The sequence below is a fragment of the Marivita sp. genome, assembly GCF_048006345.1.
Lineage (GTDB): Bacteria > Pseudomonadota > Alphaproteobacteria > Rhodobacterales > Rhodobacteraceae > Marivita.
Map to the genome: position 1 here is coordinate 2,446,433 of NZ_CP180351.1, position 15,838 is coordinate 2,462,270.

A 15,838-nucleotide genomic window follows, 5' to 3' on the forward strand; every position below is an offset into this window, starting at 1 on the left:
CCTTTATCTACTCAGTCGCATTCTTGTGGCGAGCGGTAAGCTGTCTCGCCAACATACCAGCGAGTAGTCTTTCCATGGCGGGGACAACCTCCGCGTTTAGTGTGCGCCCATTATTCTCATAATTTTTGTCCCCATCTTCCAGCGCCTCATAGTAAGGGGTTCGGTTCTCAACAATTTGTTCAGGTATGGAGTAGCCACCTGGTAGAAGAATCTGTTCTTTTGCACACAGCACCAAATATGATGCTGCTCTGGACGTTCGGCCATTGCCTTCCGTAAACGGATGTATCCAATTCAAGCGCCACATCACAATTGAGGCTAAGTGGATTGCTGAACATCGGTTCCATTGACCGTTCACGTAATCACAAAGATCTTCAACCAACTCGGCTACAAGATGGCCATCCGGTGGAACGTGTTTGCTTTTGTTGATTTTCACTCCCCCAGGACGCCAGCTGCCTGCGTAAGCATCCAACCCCTCGATCGCGCATCTGTTTAAATCGAGGAGGGTTGAAGGCCTTAGTTTGAAAAGACCTCCTCGATCTATGCTCTGAATAATCAGGTCCTTGACACGATCAGCCTGCCGCAAGGCGTTTGCTGCTTCTTTCTCCGCTTTCGCGACAGGATCACTGATCAAAGAAGCAGATTTAGCTTCGCTGTGTCGAACTCTCAGCTCATCATTCATTAGTTGCAAGTTTCCTTGCTTCGTTTTCAACCATTTCTTTTGTGATCATTGGGTTCTCAAAAGCTGAGTTGCCATAAGCAAAGCTCATACGCTGCTCTGAAATCTCAACGTCAGTCATACTCACCTTGCGCGCTTCTTCAATGAGGTACGCCAGTTCCTGCTGCTGCTCATGTGTCATTCTTTTATCTCCCGTTTCTGCACTCTAACACGACAGAACTCGTACCAAACCGTAAAAAACACTGACCAGAAAAAGTTACGAAACAGTGCCAATTTCCCAACGATCGAACAAACGCCTAACGCTTCTAGCAGACAGATCCAACCGTATTCATACTCCTGCCTTGAAGCGGCACGTCTTCGCTCTCCCCAAGACAGCGCAGAAGAGCTTTGCAATTGAATTTCCTCACAAAACCAAGCCGGTAGCATGGTGAAGTGAAAGTCTAACCTAGCCAGCATTGCGGCTGTATCGAAACTACTAATATGACAAGGTCTGACGTTTTCAACAAGCGAGTGAAACGTGAAAAATCGGATCGAGGAGGCGTGGCATGATCATTTCGGCAACTGATGTCCGCTTTGATGCGGATAAGATGTGGGTCACACTTGAAGACGGGCGCGTAATTGGCGTGCCGATGTCATGGTTTCCCCGGCTGATGGCAGCAACGGAAGAAGAGCGCGCTGATGTGCAGTTCTCCGCCTTCGGATTGCACTGGTCCGCAATAGACGAAGACATCTCCGTTCCGGGCCTTCTTGAAGGCCGCGGCGCGAACGAGAACGCCGCGTAGGGTGCGTGATCTCACGCACCATTCCACCGCAACCGATACATTGGTGCGTGTAAACACGCACCCTACGCCCCGCCCGAGGAATGGCGCGAAGCGCCCTCGGGCAGCGGCAGGCCGCGGCCATCCCCTGCCGGTTGCCTACGTGCCTTGGCGCGAAAGGTGCGTGCGAGCACGCACCCTACCGCGCAAAAAACACATGCAAAACTTTGCACCCGTGCTACGCTCCTCCGACATAAGGGAGGAACCACTATGAAACATCTGATCACCGCCGCCGCGCTGTCGCTGGCGCTGGCCTCGGGAGCGCTTGCCGAAGGGCTGACGCATCACGTGGCGATCCATGTCAACGAAAACGATCCTCAGGTCATGAATATCGCGCTTAACAACGCGCAGAACGTCGCGAATTACTATGCGTCGAAAGGCGATGAGGTGGTGATCGAGATGGTGGCCTATGGGCCCGGTCTCAACATGTTCATCCCCGGCAAGAGCCCGGTCGAGGATCGCATCTCCGCCATGTCGCTTGAGCTTGAGAACCTGAGCTTTTCGGCCTGTGGCAACACCTTGGCCGCCATGCAGAAGAAGGCCGGGCATGACATCGTGCTGATGTCCGAAGCCACGGTCACCCCGTCGGGCGTGGTGCGCCTGATCGAATTGCAGGAACAGGGCTACGCCTACGTGAAGCCTTAACGCCCGGCTCGGTGCGGGCATCGTTTCGCCGATCCCCGCATCGTCGCCAAAGCCCCTCTGCACAGCGCCTGCAAGAGCGTGTAGACTGCCGGAAAAACTCCGAGCAGGTTAAAAAATGCGCCCGATTCTCGTTGCTGCCTTTCTGGCGGCCCCAATGTCTGTCCAAGCCGACCTCTGCGATTTCCGCCCAAGCCTCCTTGCAAGCAAGGCCGGTCAGGCTGCCAAAGCCACGGCCGGTGCAGTCGCGTCTGTTGCCACCGAAGGCGTCAGGGCGGTCGGCGTTTACACGCTCGAAAACCCAGTCTCTGGCATCAGCATGATCAGCACAGGTGTCAGCAGCGCCGCCGCCGCTGGCAGCAGTGTGGCCGCCGGAGCGGGTGGCGCGTTGACCACCGCGAGCGCGCTTGCCACTGCGCCTGTCACCATCGCAGTCGCCGGGCTGACCGCCGTCGCCTTGGGCAGCTACGAAGGCGTCTGCTACTTCCGTCAGGAACGGATCACCGATTACGACGAGATCCTGTATATCGTGTCGAACCTGTCAGCCAATTCGGACCCCACGATGTTTCGGCTGATCCCGGAGGGCACCGACTACGTGACACTCAAGGGTCGCAACGCCATTGCCGGGGACGACAAGGTGCGCATCGCTGCGACAGGGGTTGGACCGTTCATCTTTGATGTGAAGAACCTCTACATCACTGACGGCGTACTGATGCACCGCGACGCCGGGCGAAACACGGTGATCGGCAACGTGGCGCTGCAGGTGGTCGGGGTTCAGAAGTGACAGTGCCGCCGGTTATTGCGCCGAAGCGAGTGTTTCGAGGCATGCTTCGGCGACCGGCTTTGGCAGGACATTGCTGATCCGCGCGGACTCATTCTCCAGAAACGGGGCGCGGCCTTCTTCTGCGCGGTCCTCGGACCCGAAATACGCCGACAGATGATGACAGGCTGACGCGGCAAGCCAAGGTGCGTCAGACAAGGCCGCCAGAAACGCCTCTGGCTGCAGACGATAGAGCGGCAGCATATCAGCGGCATAGGATTGCATCAGTCCCGCATCTGCGGTGCGCCACGTCACGTCTCCCAGAAGAATCCACAGTCCCAAGGCCCCCGGAACACCTGTTTTCGCCTGATCCAAACTGCGTCCGTAAAGATCGGCCAGCCCGTGCATGGCGGCCAATGGTGTGTCATGCCGGGACGGAACCCGCCCCAGCATGAGTTCGATCATCTCGACCGCATCTGCTGGATCGGGCTGCAGCGGCGCCTCTTGTGCCGACGTGGGCGACATCAAAAGACCAAGGGCAAGCACCCCTGGGATGATGCGCTTTGACGTCATTCGAACGCGGGCATCCCACCCCAGAACGAGTGCATGTGGCGCGTGCAATCCCAATCCAGCGGGCGTCCACGCTCGACCGTCTCGTCCTTGATCGTGACGGTGATGTTGCCGGTTTCCTTGGGCGTGATCTCGGACCACATCTGGTAGACCTTGGCCCCCGGCAAGACGATACAGCCGTCTGACCAAGACGCGTTGGTTCCCTTGTGAATGAAGAACCCGTTGGCCGTACTGCCATCGCCATTATAGGGCACCTTGAGGCCAAGCCAGATCGCCTCACGTTTGCCGCCATCGGTTCCGTCAGTCTTGTTCGCCATGCGTGTCGCGTAGCCGGTGTATGACCCGGCGTCGATCACGACTTTCTCGTCCCACCAGCAGGTTTCGGAGATATTCACCGATCCGCTTTTGAAAGTAAGGGTGCCTGTGCCGTTCTTGCGCACGACATTGATCGTGTAGCTCATTGGAAAACTCCGTCATAAAAATACTCTTCTCAATACGGAAAAGCTTACGCTCATGGCAGAGAGTTGGGCAACAGATTTGTCAGCAAGACGATGACGAACCCAGATTGCGTTTGACCGATATCAACGCACCGTCATGCGCCGTCTGTCAGACTCAGGGTATCAAGGGAGACCCGATATGGACCTGACTGCACAGAAAACCCTGCTTCTTGAACGTCGCGCCGAACTGTCCGGTGCGCTGCTTGAGATCGAAGACAAGCTCGACGACCCGATGCCCAGTGATTGGGAAGACCGCGCCTCGGAACGGCAGGGCGACGAGGTTCTAGAAGCGCTTGGCAATGCGGATTTGGAGGAGCTTCGCCGAATTGATGCGGCGCTTGCCCGGATCGAAGACGGCACCTATGGGATTTGCGCAAAATGCGGCGACCCGATTTCCGACGAACGGTTGACGGTGGTACCGACAGCCGCGCTTTGCCGAGAATGTGCATAGGGCACGGCACACAGACCGCTTCAGCATTGGGGCGGCGCGAAGCAAAACACTCGGTTCGCCGCATCGCGGCCGACCCGCCGCAGCATCTCAGGTCGCGTCAAACTTCCATGTCAATTCATAAGAACGGGGGGGCCGGATTTCTTTTTGTTTCTTACCAGCACGTTAACACTTTTTTCTCGATGAACGTGATCCGGTTCCTGCATACAGCCGTACACAAAAGTGTCAGAAAATTTTTACACTTTAGGAGGGGGATGTGTCAGAATTTCTAGACTCTATGCGGCGGGATTTTGATGCCCGCATGAGCGCCCATGAAGGGATGTTGGCGCATCTCGGTTTGAACCTGAGCGACGAGGACGCGCCACTGGTAATTTCGGAACTGAAGGCAACATTCGGCGCTTGCGGCGCCTGCCATTGCCCAAAGACCTGTCTTGAATGGCAAGGCGGATCTGATGACGGCCCTCCCCCTTGGTGCCACAAACGCGGGACATTCCTGAAACTGCGTGCAGCCTGCGCTGCACTGCTCGCTGAGAAAATGAGTTTTCACAACCGACCACTATGATGAAATTATTTTCTTAGGGTGAATGTTCCTACTAGGCAAAACAAATCTCATATGCTGAGATTAGCGGTGATTCCTATGGAACTGGAGGCCTGTATGTTGAGACTTGCCAGTATCTTGTATCCGTTGATTACCATCGCCCTGTCCGGAAACTTAATCATTCTGTTTGTCGCGATCGGACTTGGCTCTACTTTTTATCTGACCTTGGCGGTATTCGCTGGTGCGCTCCTGTCGCTGCCGCTCGCATGGCTTTTAGCCCGCGACCTTTCAACCAAATAGCCCGGAACGATAACTATGACTTGATCGCGATCAAGGACAAAGAATTCTAAAAGTGGCATGTGTTGGCAAGACGCATATTATGGAGGGTCTTATGTTCCGCCTTGCCAGTATTCTCTATTCGCTCATTGCAACCACGTTAGCCGGAACCGCCGTGATTGCGGTTCTTACCATCGGATACGACACCCTTGTGCCGATCCTGATCGCAGCTGTCATTGGCGCGGCGGCGGCTTTGCCGATCAGCTATCTGGTCGCGCGAGAGCTTTACAACTCCTGATGTGACCGCGCCGCCACTGCGTCGAGCAACCCGTCGGCATAGCGTTCGATCAAGGCCAAGGCCCCATCGAAATCCCGTGTGAAGTAAGGGTCAGGCACATGGGTGGCGGTCGTGTCTGGTGCAAAATCGGTGAACAGAGACACGCGGTCCGCAGGGCCAAAGGCCGTAAGATCGGCCATGTTTTCGGCATCCATCGCAATGATCAGGTCAAATGCGCCAAAATCTGCGGGGGACACCTGCCGCGCCCTGAGCGTCGACAGGTCATAGCCCTTGGCGTGGGCGGCGGTCTGCATCGGACCATAGGGCGGTTTGCCCAAATGCCAGGTCCCTGTGCCCGCGCTGTCCAGTGTGAGCTCCAGTCCCCGGGCCGCAGCCTTGGCGCGAGTCACCGCTTCGGCGGTGGGCGAACGGCAGATATTGCCCAGACAGACAAAGAGGATACGGTGGGTCATGCCCGTGACTTAGTCGGTTGCGGACTGCTCGAAAAGGGGAAGCGATGCGACGGATCGACAGGATCGTCATTCTGACCGGGGCCGGGATATCTGCGGAAAGCGGGCTGGGCACGTTCCGCGACGAGGGAGGTCTGTGGGCGCAGCACCGGATTGAGGATGTTGCCACACCAGAGGCTTTTGTGCGCAATCCCGACCTCGTACACCGCTTCTATAACGCGCGTCGGGTTCAGGCGGCAGCGGCTCAGCCGAACCCGGCGCATCACGCGCTGGCGCGGCTGCAAGCCGATTTTCCCGGCGACGTCCTGCTGGTCACCCAGAACGTAGACGGCCTTCACGAAAAGGCCGGCGCGCGCGCGATCCACATGCATGGCGAATTGTCCCGAGCCCTCTGCGCCGCCTGTGAGCATCGCTGGGATGCGCCAGCCGAGATGTCCGTCGGAGAGCCCTGCCCTGTCTGCGACAAACCAACGGCGCGTCCGGACATCGTCTGGTTTGGCGAAATCCCCTATCACATGGAACAGATCATCGAAGCCCTTCAGACCTGCGATCTGTTTGCCGCCATTGGCACCTCAGGCCAGGTCTATCCGGCAGCCGGTTTCGTCGAAGAGGCGCGCATGGCAGGGGCGGCCACGGTCGAGTTGAACCTGCGGGACAGCGACATGTCGTACGCCTTTGAAGAGCATATCGTGGGACCGGCCAGCAAGACGGTCCCCGCATGGGTGGACCGCCTGCTGGCCTGAACAGATCAGCTGCCGGAGCCGTGGTTCATGCCGCCGTGACCGTGGTTCATGCCGCCATGGTCCTGCCGTTCCAGATCGACCGGAACCTCGACCACAACGTCGCCTGCTTTTTCAAAGGTCAGGGTGACGGTGACCGTGGCGCCCTGCTCCATAGGGGCGTTCAACCCCATGAGCATGACGTGCTTGCCTCCGCGCTGCATGGCGATCATGCCGTCTGCCGGCAACTCGAAGCCTTCCTCGACATGCACCATGCGCATGACGCCGTTTTCGCCTTCAAGGTGGGTGTGCAATTCGGTGCGGGCCGCGGCGTCGGAGGAGGCAGCGATCAGGCGATCTGCCTCGCCGGAGTTCTTGATCATCATGAATGCCGCCCCGGATTTCGCCATGGGTGAGGCAGAGCGCGCATAGGCGTCTTCGATGGTGATTTCTGCAAAGGCAGGCAGGACAGAGGCAAGGGCAACGGCCCCTGCGATAAGGGTTGTTTTGAACATAGACGTGATCTCTTTTGTTTGAAGTCAGGATATTGGGACGTTCAAACCAAAGACGGTGGCCCTCGTGCCTGCGCTGACTGGACCTCGGCAGAGACTCTGCGATGCGTGGTCTGTGGCAGCGACACACCCTGCCACTGCGCAACCCAGAGCGCCTGCGCACCCTCTGCCCAAACATCGGCAAAGAAGGCCAGAGCGTAGTCGGGGCAGATCATCACCCCGCCCGTTGGCTCTCCGTTTTCGTCCACGAGGATGTGGATCGGGCCGGTGCCGGTACAGATCTCCATCGTGCCGACGGCAGGCGGTTGCCCACGGGCAGCCGCAAACTGCACGCTGGTGAACCCGATCAGCAGCGCCAGTCCAAGAACGGTGATATGCCGAAGCCACAAAGCCATAACGCCTAGGTAACGACCCTGTCCGACCTCACAAGGCGACAAAAGGAAACAGCCCCGCGCGGGAACCCGTGCGAGGCTGTCTGACTTTTAAAGCGAAAAGGATCAGGCCTGAGCGGCTTGTGCCTTTGCGATCTCTTTCTTGACCTTCAGCGCATTGGCCGACAGTTCGGTGTCCTTGGCTTTCGCAAGGAACTTGTCGAGACCACCACGGTGATCGACGCTGCGCAGCGCGTGCGCAGAGATGCGCATCTTGATGCCACGGCCCAGAGTCTCAGACTGCAGGGTCACGTCATTCAGGTTCGGCAGGAAACGCCGACGTGTCTTGTTGTTGGCATGGCTGACATTGTTGCCAGTCATCGGGCCTTTACCGGTCAGTTCGCAAACACGCGACATGGGTTCATCCTCGTTCTATCAGAGGCAGAAGACGGCTCTTCCGCCAATATCAAAGGGCGCCGACTGGCAGCGCCCGGAATCTCGTTGGCTGTCCTTAGAGGGATGCGGGAAAGGCGTCAAGTGGGGCCTTGCGGGAAAACCGGGAGTCCGCCCCAGGTTCGGGAACTTTATGTCGAACCGCGTGCCGCGGTCCGACAGGTTGGGGGCCTTGCCCCCCTGCCGCGCAAGCGCGGCATTCCCCCCAAGGTATTTTTGAAACAGAGAATAAAGGAAATCTTAACCCGACTCGCGTTGACTTGAGTGGCGGTACAGGCGGAGGCGCCGATGACCGTAAACAGAGAAGCCCCCTGTTGCATTGCGCAGGGGGTGGACCGCCCCGGTTTCTTCTCTGTTTTACAAATACCTCGGGGGAGTCGCCCAACGGGCGACGGGGGCAGCGCCCCCAAAACGGCTTGGATGGCCAAAGGCCATGCAAGCTCAAACCGTTGCACCGCAGGCGCGCTTTTGGTTCATGCGGCAGGTGGGGTTCTCCCCTCGAGCTGTGCCAACACTTCATCCGCCGCCTGACTTGGGGTCTTTGCCCCGTCTTCCACAGCGCGTCCCAGCGACCGGACGAGCCCTTTCAAAGGTTCCCGATCCAGCCGCGCCAGCAAGGATTGCTTCAGTTCCGCTTCGAACCAGAATCGCGCCTGTTCAGCACGGCGGGCGGCGAAATGACCGTGTTCGCGGCGCCAGTCTGCTAGGCTCCGCATCTCTTCCCATGCTTTCGCCAAACCGGTGTCTTCCAGCGCAGAAACCGTCATCGCCTTGGGAAATCCTTCAGGGTCCTGCGGCCGCTTGCGCAAGAGGCGCAAGGCACCCGCGTAATCCGCACAGGTGCGGGTTGCGGTGGCCTTCAGATCGCCATCGGCCTTGTTCACAAGGATGATGTCCGCCATCTCCATGATGCCGCGCTTGACGCCCTGCAATTCGTCGCCCCCTGCAGGTGCCAGCAACAGAAGGAAGAGGTCGGACATTTCCGCCACCACGGTTTCAGACTGCCCCACGCCTACGGTTTCGATCAGCACCAGGTCAAAGCCAGCAGCCTCGCAGAGGTCGATCGCCTCACGTGTGCGCCGCGCCACGCCACCCAGATGGGATTGCGACGGCGATGGGCGGATAAACGCGTTGGGGTCGCGCGACAGGCGCTCCATCCGGGTCTTGTCGCCAAGAATCGACCCACCGGAGCGCGCAGAGCTGGGATCCACGGCCAGCACCGCCACCTTGAGCCCCTGCGCTGTCAGCATCATGCCAAAGGTTTCGATGAAGGTGGATTTACCCACGCCGGGCGTGCCGGAAAGCCCGATACGCAGCGCTTCACGGCCGTGACCTTTGAGCCGGTCGAACAGCACCAGCGCATCAGCCCGATGATCGGCACGTCCGCTTTCCACCAGTGTGATCGCCCGCGCCAGTGCGCGACGTTCCCCGGCAAGGATGCGGGTGGCCAGATCGTCGATGTCCATGCGCGGGGCTCCGTCTTGGTCTGGCGGCACATGTGCCATGGGCCGACCGGCCAAGTAAACCCGTCAGCCCAGTCCGCCGGGTCCGTGTTTGAGGATCACCGGCACCACCAGTTCCTCTTCGTCGATCAGATGGCGGTTGAGTATCGCCCGAAAGCTGAGCAGGTCTTCGCGAAACTTACCGGGTTCCGTTTTCCCCTGGATCACCGCATTGGCCCCATCGGCAAAGCGGTTGAGCAGACCGTCCATCGCGTGGTGATCGGAATCGAGCAGCTCAAACCCCTTGTTCAGGATCGGTTCCCGCGTGGCCAGTACTGGAAAATAATGGTGGTCTTCGATCTGATGATGCCCGTGCAGGTTCTGCAGGAGCATCGACCCATAGCGCGAGAGCTTCGCGGCATGGGTCTGCGCGTCAATTTTGCGGTCCACGGCTTGTTCCGCGTCATCAATAAGGGCTGCCATCAGCCGACGGAACATCAGGTGCCGATCCAGCCAGAACGCCACCAGCCCTGCGAAATTGTTGTGCTCAGGCCATGTCTCGCGAGGGAAATCCTGCAACAAAACGCGCAGCGCGTCTGGTAACTGATCGCGAGTGTCGAGTTTGAGCGTCTGGTCCATGGGCACCTCCTGTCGGGCAGGAGGTGCAGTGCGCGCCCGGAATGTCAATCAACGCAAGACATGAACCGAGCAATTTGCATGGCGCACCACATGGGTCGCCGTTGATCCAAGCAGCAGTGTCTGCATTCCGGGGCGGTGCGAGGCGATGACGATCAGGTCGCTGCCCTGCTCCTCGGCGTAGTCGAGAATGGAGCGCCCGGAATGGCCAGAAATCACCACCGAATTGGCCCCGATCTCTGCCGCCAGCCGCGCCAGTTCGGTTTCGATCCCTTTACGCGTGGCGCTCAGGATATCAGCAGAAATGTAGCTGATCGCATAGCTGGGCATGGCCTCCACGACATGCAGCAGCGTGATCGTGGCGCCTTCGGCAGACAGCGACTTGGCAATGTCGAGCGCCTGCGCAGTGCGGTCGTCTTCATTATCAAGCGCAATGGGTACGAGAATGTTCGAATACATGGGTCCCCTCCCTTTCCTCAGGATGGGACAAGGATAGCCGTGTTGGGAGTGCTGCACTTTGATCCGCATCATGTCCCCACCAGGTTTGCAAACCCGGTCGGGACATTTGCAAACTCAGGACACGTTGGGTTCGCCCTGCAATCCCAACAGTTTGCGGAAGCCCGTCCAATACCCCGGAAGACGGGGCGGTTCCTGAAGCTGCGGCAGCGCCTCATCCGCCCAGCGGGACATGCGGCGCTGGGTGAAGTCGCGGCCCCAGTCAAGATAGGCTTGAGCGTCGTTCGGGCGCAGACGGCAGGCGGACCCGACCAGACCCACCAGCGTTTCCGGGGCCGAGTACCATTCGTCCTGAATGCCGGTGACCTTGGCTTGCAAGAACGGCCCGACCCAACGCATCAGCGCCTTGTCCGAGAACAGCAGCAGCATCTTGCCCATCTCTTCACGGCTGTAGTGGATCAGCGGCGGGAAGGTGTCGAAGAAAAGCGCCTTGCCATCCAGATAGGCGAAATTTCGGATCGACGGATGAAAGCCGATGCGGGTGTCGAACTGGTCGGCGTTGTTCCAGAAGGTCGCGATCACGTCGCCTGCAGCCTCCATCATCTGGAGCGTTTCGTCGGCGCTGGCAGTCTGCATCTGCGGGCGCATCATGCTGTCCGAGGGCAGCGCCTCCTGCACGATCACGGGAATGCGGGTGCCGTCCATGTCGAGCAGATGGAATTCGGTTTGTGGCAGGGCGACCCCGGCTTGGTTCAAAGCGGCGACGTAATCGTCATGGCATTGCGCAAGCCGGTCGAGCGCGGCCTGATCCCGCAACCCGCGATAGACCTTGATCACCTTGTCCGAGAACGGGCCGGATGCCGGCCGGAATGGCGCGCAGAAATAGCCAAGTTTGGACACGGTCTGGCCCCGCGCGGCACCGTCGGCGCGGATCACGGCTTTCAGGGCGTCGAGGTCGGTCATGGCGCAGGCTCCTTGGTCGGGTGCCCTGCCTTACCCGTTTGCCAGCACCTGTGCCACCTCTGAGGTGAGCGCATCCACCTCGGCCTGTGCGGGTGTCTTGCGGCCTTCGGCGGCGCCCCGGCCCTGACCCAGCGCCTCGGCATAGATCACCCGGTTGGCGAGCGTCGCTTCCGCGATGCGGGCCATCAGCTTTTCCGCAGCCACGGCCACTTCGACTCCGAGACGGGTGTTCTGCCGTGCGCGATTGAGAACGATGATCGCTTCTTTGTCTTCGCGCCGCGCAAGATCCAGTACACCCTCGGTGGCCCAAAGGTCCACATGGCTGACGCTGACCGGCACAACCACAAGATCAGCCACACGCAAGGCGGGGCGCAGATCGCTATCAGCCTTGGGCGGCGTGTCGATGATGACAATGTCGTTCTTCTCGGACAGCTTGCGCACCTCGTAGGTGATGCCCCATGCCGAAGACGTGGCGAATTCCAGCCCATCCACCGGCCCGGATTCTGTTTCCAGCCGGGTCATGAACCAGCGCCCTAGGCTGCCCTGCGGGTCGATGTCGACAAGCGCCACACGCTTGCCTTGACGCAGAAAGCCAATGGCGAGGTTGGCGGAAACGGTGGTCTTGCCAGAGCCGCCTTTTTGCTGAGCAACTGTAATGACGTGGCCGGACATGGTCTGTTCCTTCAATTCGTGCCGAGGGTACAGGGTTATTGTGCAGGTGCAGCATAAAAATTGCCACACCCCCGGCAGATGATAGGATGAGTCACATGAAATCACCCATTCGCCCCACCGATGACGATGCGCTCAGCTTGGCACGCGACCTGATGGCAGGCGCGCGCTTTGCGGCTTTGGCCTATATGGATATGGCGGATAGCAGCCCAATGGTGAGCCGTGTGGCACTGGTTTCGGGGCCGGATGGCATGCCTCTCAGCTTGATGTCGGATCTCAGCCATCACAGCGCTGCATTGCAGCATAATCCCGTGTGTTCGCTGTTGATCGGCGAACCGAAAGGCAAGGGGGACCCTCTTATGCATCCTCGGTTGAGCCTGAGGGCGGAGGCCCAATTCATCCGACATGGCGAGCCTGAACACACCGCTTTGGCCAAGGCATTCCTGTCAAAACAACCGAAAGCCAAGCTTTACATCGGGTTCGCGGATTTCGCGTTGGTGCGATTCACGCCGCTGGGCGCGCATCTGAATGGCGGATTCGGCAAGGCGTATGTGCTGAACGCGGATGATTTGTCGTGACGGTGCGTGAGATCACGCACCCTACGCCGCAAGCTCTGGCGCTTGCAGGATTTGCACCCCGGCGATGCGCCATTGACCGTCGATCATCTGCATCCGGTAATCAAGGTAGTGCAGATTGCCCGCCGCATCGGTGAGGATCACCGTCTGGTAAATCCCACCCGCGATGGCGCGCAGATCACCGAAAGTCACGCTTTCCGGGCGCCAGACCATCGGATAGCCCTGCTGCACCATCGCGCCGAAATTTTCAGGCGTGCGGAAGATGTTGCGGATGTTCGGGGCGGCAAAGGTAAAGGCAGTGCCGAAATCGTCCTGCAGGAAAGCGTCGATCTGACTTTGGATCGTCGTTTCGATACCGGGTTCGGGCGCAAGAACCTCCTGCGCCCAAAGCGAGCCTGTCATCGAAAGGGCAAGGGCCAGCCCGGTGATGAGTTTGCGCATGGGGTCACCTCTCGTTGCTGTACGAAAGGTAGCGCGATTCATGCGCCCGGCAAAATGCCCGGTCTATGAAAGTTCGCCCGCCAGACCTTTGCGAATCAAAGCCACGCTTTCGTCGACCCCGTAGAGCGCGACGAAACCACCAAAACGCGGGCCTTGGGACTGCCCAAGCAGCACCTCGTAAAGCGCCTTGAACCAGTCGCGCAGCGGATCGAAACCGTGGTCCTTGCCGACGGCGAAAACGATGGTCTGCAGCGTTTCGTCGTCGGTCGGGCCGTCATGCGCCTCGAGCCGGGACGCGAGGTCCTCCATCGCGGCACGTTCCTTTGCGTCCGGTGCGCGGAACGTCTTGGTGGGCTTTACGAAATCTTCGTAATAGCGCACGGCAAAGCCTGCGGCCTGATCCAGATCGGCATGGGTCTCGGGCGAGGCGTCAGGCGCATAACGCTTGATGAAAGCCCACATGGTGTCCTTGTCCTCGGCCCCGGCGGCAGAGGCGAGGTTCAGCAGCATCGAGAACGGCACGACCATGTGCGATTCAGGCACGTTGCCGGAGTGGATGTGCCAGACCGGGTTGTTGGCCTGACCGGCAGCGTCCTGCGTCGGATAGGCGCGAAGCTGCTGGTGGTATTCGTCGACCGCCTTGGGGATCACGTCAAAATGCATCCGCTTGGCCGTCTTGGGCTTGAGATACATGAAGTAAGACAGCGATTCCGTGCTGGCATAGGTCAGCCATTCGTCAATGGAAACGCCATTGCCGGTGGTTTTGGAGATCTTCTGACCATTCGCATCAAGGAACAGTTCATAGGTGAAGTGCTCGGGCTTTTTGCCGCCGAGGATTTCGCAGATGCTGTCGTAGATCGGCGTGTTGGTGCTGTGATCCTTGCCGTACATCTCGAAATCGACGTCGAGCGCGGCCCAGCGGGCACCGAAATCGGGTTTCCACTGAAGTTTGACGTTGCCGCCGGTGACCGGCAGCGTGATCTCGCGCCCGGTTTCGTCGTCAAAGGTGATCTCGCCCTTCACCGCATCGACGTTCTTCATCGGCACATAAAGCACACGGCCTGTGTCGGGGTGGATGGGCAGGAAGATCGAATAGGTCTCGCGCCGTTCGTCACGTAGCGACTTGAGCATGACCTCCATCACCGCGTCGTACCGCTCGGCAGCGCGCAGAAGCACTTCGTCAAAGCGGCCCGAGCGGTAGAACTCGGTCGACGAGATGAATTCATACTCAAACCCGAAGGTGTCGAGAAAGCGGTTCAGCATCGCGTTGTTGTGTGCGCCAAAGCTGTCATGTGTCCCGAACGGGTCAGGCACATCGGTCAGCGGACGCTGCAGATGTTCGCGCAGCATCTCGGGATTGGGCACGTTGCCCGGCACCTTGCGCATCCCATCAAGGTCATCCGAAAAGCAGATCAGCTTGGTCGGGATGTCAGAGATCACCTCGAACGCGCGGCGGATCATCGTGGTGCGCGCGACCTCTCCAAAAGTGCCGATATGCGGCAGACCAGACGGGCCATAGCCGGTTTCGAACAGGACAAAGCCCTTTTCCGGCGGCTTTTTCTCATACCGTTTGAGCAGCCGGCGCGCCTCTTCAAAGGGCCAGGCCTTTGAGGTCATTGCAGCTTCGCGCAGATCGGACATTGCTCATTCACTCCGGATGGTCGCCGCACGGTCTTGTGCGGACGTTCGACCGGCACTCCCTATTGCGGGGGCGCAGGCGGGTCAATAAGTTGGACATCAAACACACGTTCCAGAAAGCGATAGCCTGTGCCAGATATTGATCCCCACCCCCTCAGCCCGCAGGATTGTCTTGTCGCGCTCATGATCGCGGTCTCTGCGTCGGATGAAAGCATCCGCACGGCCGAACTGGTGAAGATCCAGTCAGCGGTCAACAACCTCCCGATCTTTGGCGAATACGACGAAGCGCGCATCCCCGATATGTCGGCACTGGTGTTCGACCTGTTTGAACAAGAAGACGGGTTGGATGCGCTGTTCGGTCTGATCCGCGACAACCTGCCGGAACGGCTGTTCGAAACCGCGTACGCGCTGGCCTGTGATGTTGCAGCCGCAGACGGCACGCTGCGCGAGGGCGAATTGCGCCTGCTGGAAGAGATCCGCTATGAGCTTGATCTGGACCGGCTGCACGCCGCTGCCATCGAACGCGGAGCACGGGCGCGACATCTGAGTATGTAAACGGATCAATCGCGCTTTGGCGGGATCGAATAGGTCAGAGTGGCGCGCGCAACAGGGTCGCTCTGACCTTCAGAATAGAGCAGCACGTCCGTCACGCTCAGCGCGCGTCCCAGCTTGAGCACCTTGGCATGGGCGATCACGTCCGCTCCTGCCACCGGTTTGCGCATGAAGTCGATGGAGCAATTGGTGGTGACCGCCAGTGCCTCTTTCCCGATGCGGGCCATTGTGGCGACATAGGCCGCCACATCGGCAAGGCTGAACATCGCCGGGCCGGACACTGTGCCGCCGGGGCGCAGGTGCTGTTCCCCCGCATGAAGGCGCATCACCAGCAGGTCTTCATCCAGATGGTCGATGCCGAACATGCCTTTGACCTGTGGAAACACCTCGTCCAAGAACGCTTCCATTTCATCTGCCGGAACTTTGAGCGCCATGCTTT

26 protein-coding genes are annotated in these 15,838 nt (G+C 59.2%); 10 read left to right on the forward strand and 16 right to left on the reverse strand.

Features of this window, described 5'->3' with window-relative positions; genetic code table 11:
* Positions 1 to 7: 7 nt before the first annotated feature.
* The gene (locus ACMVPR_RS12010; protein ID WP_416883075.1) at positions 8 to 679 is read right to left on the reverse strand and encodes a Fic family protein; all 672 of its coding nucleotides are present in this window, start codon (positions 677 to 679) and stop codon (positions 8 to 10) included.
* Positions 672 to 857, reverse strand: a complete 186-nt coding sequence (locus ACMVPR_RS12015) for a hypothetical protein (protein ID WP_416883076.1) — start codon at positions 855 to 857, stop codon at positions 672 to 674. Before ACMVPR_RS12015 ends, ACMVPR_RS12010 begins: the two co-directional genes overlap by 8 nt.
* Before the next feature lie 364 nt (positions 858 to 1,221).
* Here ACMVPR_RS12015 and ACMVPR_RS12020 point away from each other — a divergent pair, with 364 nt between their 5' ends.
* The 3 genes from ACMVPR_RS12020 to ACMVPR_RS12030 all read left to right on the forward strand — a co-directional run bounded on the left by ACMVPR_RS12020 (position 1,222) and on the right by ACMVPR_RS12030 (position 2,920).
* Positions 1,222 to 1,458, forward strand: a complete 237-nt coding sequence (locus ACMVPR_RS12020) for a DUF2442 domain-containing protein (protein ID WP_416883077.1) — start codon at positions 1,222 to 1,224, stop codon at positions 1,456 to 1,458.
* A 246-nt stretch (positions 1,459 to 1,704) separates the two neighbouring features.
* A complete protein-coding gene (locus ACMVPR_RS12025; protein ID WP_416883078.1) occupies positions 1,705 to 2,139 on the forward strand; it encodes a hypothetical protein in 435 nt (144 codons plus the stop codon).
* Positions 2,140 to 2,293: 154 nt separating this feature from the next.
* Positions 2,294 to 2,920: a hypothetical protein gene (locus ACMVPR_RS12030; protein WP_416883079.1), complete on the forward strand. Its 627-nt coding sequence runs from the start codon at positions 2,294 to 2,296 to the stop codon at positions 2,918 to 2,920.
* A 12-nt stretch (positions 2,921 to 2,932) separates the two neighbouring features.
* On the opposite strand, the gene ACMVPR_RS12035 is transcribed toward ACMVPR_RS12030, so the two are convergent.
* Both ACMVPR_RS12035 and ACMVPR_RS12040 read right to left on the reverse strand, forming a co-directional pair.
* Positions 2,933 to 3,469: a hypothetical protein gene (locus ACMVPR_RS12035; protein ID WP_416883080.1), complete on the reverse strand. Its 537-nt coding sequence runs from the start codon at positions 3,467 to 3,469 to the stop codon at positions 2,933 to 2,935.
* Complete coding sequence (locus ACMVPR_RS12040; RefSeq protein WP_300584957.1) at positions 3,466 to 3,927, reverse strand: hypothetical protein; 462 nt, start codon at positions 3,925 to 3,927, stop codon at positions 3,466 to 3,468. Before ACMVPR_RS12040 ends, ACMVPR_RS12035 begins: the two co-directional genes overlap by 4 nt.
* A 175-nt stretch (positions 3,928 to 4,102) precedes the next feature.
* Between ACMVPR_RS12040 and ACMVPR_RS12045 the strand changes: the two genes are divergently transcribed.
* From ACMVPR_RS12045 to ACMVPR_RS12060, 4 genes are all read left to right on the forward strand, one after another.
* Positions 4,103 to 4,414, forward strand: a complete 312-nt coding sequence (locus ACMVPR_RS12045; RefSeq protein ID WP_416883081.1) for a TraR/DksA family transcriptional regulator — start codon at positions 4,103 to 4,105, stop codon at positions 4,412 to 4,414.
* Positions 4,415 to 4,667: 253 nt separating this feature from the next.
* Positions 4,668 to 4,973: a DUF6455 family protein gene (locus tag ACMVPR_RS12050; RefSeq protein WP_416883082.1), complete on the forward strand. Its 306-nt coding sequence runs from the start codon at positions 4,668 to 4,670 to the stop codon at positions 4,971 to 4,973.
* A gap of 75 nt (positions 4,974 to 5,048) precedes the next feature.
* The gene (locus ACMVPR_RS12055; protein ID WP_416883083.1) at positions 5,049 to 5,249 is read left to right on the forward strand and encodes a hypothetical protein; all 201 of its coding nucleotides are present in this window, start codon (positions 5,049 to 5,051) and stop codon (positions 5,247 to 5,249) included.
* A gap of 91 nt (positions 5,250 to 5,340) precedes the next feature.
* Positions 5,341 to 5,523, forward strand: coding sequence for a CTP synthetase (locus ACMVPR_RS12060; RefSeq protein ID WP_416883084.1), 183 nt, complete (start codon positions 5,341 to 5,343; stop codon positions 5,521 to 5,523).
* Here the strand turns inward: ACMVPR_RS12060 and ACMVPR_RS12065 are convergent.
* A complete protein-coding gene (locus ACMVPR_RS12065; protein WP_416883085.1) occupies positions 5,511 to 5,975 on the reverse strand; it encodes a low molecular weight protein-tyrosine-phosphatase in 465 nt (154 codons plus the stop codon). The genes ACMVPR_RS12060 and ACMVPR_RS12065 overlap by 13 nt on opposite strands.
* A 44-nt stretch (positions 5,976 to 6,019) precedes the next feature.
* Here ACMVPR_RS12065 and ACMVPR_RS12070 point away from each other — a divergent pair, with 44 nt between their 5' ends.
* Positions 6,020 to 6,715, forward strand: coding sequence for an NAD-dependent deacylase (locus tag ACMVPR_RS12070; RefSeq protein ID WP_416883086.1), 696 nt, complete (start codon positions 6,020 to 6,022; stop codon positions 6,713 to 6,715).
* 5 nt (positions 6,716 to 6,720) lie between these two features.
* On the opposite strand, the gene ACMVPR_RS12075 is transcribed toward ACMVPR_RS12070, so the two are convergent.
* From ACMVPR_RS12075 to parA, 8 genes are all read right to left on the reverse strand, one after another.
* Complete coding sequence (locus ACMVPR_RS12075; RefSeq protein WP_416883087.1) at positions 6,721 to 7,206, reverse strand: copper chaperone PCu(A)C; 486 nt, start codon at positions 7,204 to 7,206, stop codon at positions 6,721 to 6,723.
* Between the two features lie 41 nt (positions 7,207 to 7,247).
* Positions 7,248 to 7,598 (reverse strand): hypothetical protein, encoded by a 351-nt coding sequence (locus ACMVPR_RS12080; RefSeq protein ID WP_300584951.1) that lies wholly within the window; start codon positions 7,596 to 7,598, stop codon positions 7,248 to 7,250.
* A 102-nt stretch (positions 7,599 to 7,700) separates the two neighbouring features.
* A complete protein-coding gene (rpmB, locus tag ACMVPR_RS12085; protein ID WP_247081535.1) occupies positions 7,701 to 7,991 on the reverse strand; it encodes a 50S ribosomal protein L28 in 291 nt (96 codons plus the stop codon).
* A 509-nt stretch (positions 7,992 to 8,500) separates the two neighbouring features.
* Complete coding sequence (gene meaB, locus ACMVPR_RS12090) at positions 8,501 to 9,493, reverse strand: methylmalonyl Co-A mutase-associated GTPase MeaB (protein ID WP_416883088.1); 993 nt, start codon at positions 9,491 to 9,493, stop codon at positions 8,501 to 8,503.
* A 63-nt stretch (positions 9,494 to 9,556) separates the two neighbouring features.
* A complete protein-coding gene (locus tag ACMVPR_RS12095; RefSeq protein ID WP_416883089.1) occupies positions 9,557 to 10,108 on the reverse strand; it encodes a hemerythrin domain-containing protein in 552 nt (183 codons plus the stop codon).
* 48 nt (positions 10,109 to 10,156) lie between these two features.
* Complete coding sequence (locus ACMVPR_RS12100) at positions 10,157 to 10,564, reverse strand: universal stress protein (RefSeq protein WP_416883090.1); 408 nt, start codon at positions 10,562 to 10,564, stop codon at positions 10,157 to 10,159.
* Between the two features lie 114 nt (positions 10,565 to 10,678).
* Positions 10,679 to 11,524, reverse strand: coding sequence for a DUF6206 family protein (locus tag ACMVPR_RS12105; RefSeq protein ID WP_416883091.1), 846 nt, complete (start codon positions 11,522 to 11,524; stop codon positions 10,679 to 10,681).
* Positions 11,525 to 11,554: 30 nt separating this feature from the next.
* Positions 11,555 to 12,196: a ParA family partition ATPase gene (gene parA / locus ACMVPR_RS12110; protein WP_416883092.1), complete on the reverse strand. Its 642-nt coding sequence runs from the start codon at positions 12,194 to 12,196 to the stop codon at positions 11,555 to 11,557.
* A 95-nt stretch (positions 12,197 to 12,291) separates the two neighbouring features.
* On the opposite strand from parA, the gene ACMVPR_RS12115 reads away from it, so the two are divergent.
* A complete protein-coding gene (locus ACMVPR_RS12115) occupies positions 12,292 to 12,771 on the forward strand; it encodes a HugZ family protein (protein WP_416883093.1) in 480 nt (159 codons plus the stop codon).
* 21 nt (positions 12,772 to 12,792) lie between these two features.
* On the opposite strand, the gene ACMVPR_RS12120 is transcribed toward ACMVPR_RS12115, so the two are convergent.
* On the reverse strand, positions 12,793 to 13,209 hold the full coding sequence (locus tag ACMVPR_RS12120) for a DUF4864 domain-containing protein (RefSeq protein ID WP_300584944.1): 417 nt from the start codon (positions 13,207 to 13,209) through the stop codon (positions 12,793 to 12,795).
* 63 nt (positions 13,210 to 13,272) lie between these two features.
* Positions 13,273 to 14,850, reverse strand: coding sequence for a lysine--tRNA ligase (locus ACMVPR_RS12125; protein WP_416883094.1), 1,578 nt, complete (start codon positions 14,848 to 14,850; stop codon positions 13,273 to 13,275).
* Positions 14,851 to 15,030: 180 nt separating this feature from the next.
* On the opposite strand from ACMVPR_RS12125, the gene ACMVPR_RS12130 reads away from it, so the two are divergent.
* Entirely contained in the window at positions 15,031 to 15,402 is a 372-nt protein-coding gene (locus tag ACMVPR_RS12130) for a tellurite resistance TerB family protein (RefSeq protein ID WP_300584942.1), read from the forward strand.
* 5 nt (positions 15,403 to 15,407) lie between these two features.
* On the opposite strand, the gene ACMVPR_RS12135 is transcribed toward ACMVPR_RS12130, so the two are convergent.
* On the reverse strand, positions 15,408 to 15,833 hold the full coding sequence (locus ACMVPR_RS12135) for a PaaI family thioesterase (protein ID WP_416883095.1): 426 nt from the start codon (positions 15,831 to 15,833) through the stop codon (positions 15,408 to 15,410).
* Positions 15,834 to 15,838: the final 5 nt, after the last annotated feature.